This is a genomic window from Massilia sp. CT11-108 (assembly GCF_047302915.1).
Lineage (GTDB): Bacteria > Pseudomonadota > Gammaproteobacteria > Burkholderiales > Burkholderiaceae_D > Telluria > Telluria orientalis.
Genome location: NZ_JBKYMO010001112.1, coordinates 1 through 705 on the forward strand (window position 1 = coordinate 1; position 705 = coordinate 705).

Genomic DNA, 705 nt, shown 5'->3' on the forward strand with positions numbered 1-705 from the left:
ACCCGCTACAGCTTCGGCGTGGACGGGGCCGGCGCGGCCCGTGGGCCGGCGTGATCAACAACGGTCCCGACGGCGCACTGCTCGTCGGCGGCAAGCGCAGCATCCAGCGCGTACGCGGCACCACGGTGGAAGACATCCCCCTGCCGCCGGGCCCGGACGGCAAACCGCGCGACTACCGCCTCATCGGCCTGCTGGACGACGGCAAGGTGTTGTGGACGGGATCCCTCGAGACGGGCCTGATCGGCTGGCGCGACGGGCGCTGGCTGCCGCGCGCCGCCTTCAACCTGCCATCCAAGATCTTCCAGTCCGCGACCGACGGCGCGGGTACCCTGTGGCTGGCCACCGGTGACGGCAAGCTGGTGCACTACCTCGACGGCAGGCTGACGAATTACGACCTCGGTCCCGTGGGCCAGGCGAGCGCACTGTTCACGGGCGAACACCTGGTCGTCAGCGGCTCCGGCGGCACGGCCGTGCTGCGCGACCGCACGCTGCGCCTGCTGCGCACCCGGGATCCGGGCGTGCTGCGCAACCTGTCCGGCATCGTGGTCACGCCGGACGGCGACCGCTGGATGAACGGCGTCGCGGGCCTCGTGCACGTGCGCGCCGCGGACTGGCGCCAGGCCATGCGCGACCCGGACCAGGCACTCCCCCACGAATTGTTCGACGCGCTGGACGGCTATCCGGGCCGCGCCGCGATGGAAAACC

1 protein-coding gene is annotated in these 705 nt (G+C 72.2%); it reads left to right on the forward strand.

The genetic code is table 11. From position 1 onward, the window contains the following. The coding region (locus tag ACEN88_RS33460) for a hypothetical protein (RefSeq protein WP_413346640.1) at positions 1–705 on the forward strand (705 nt) is incomplete at both ends.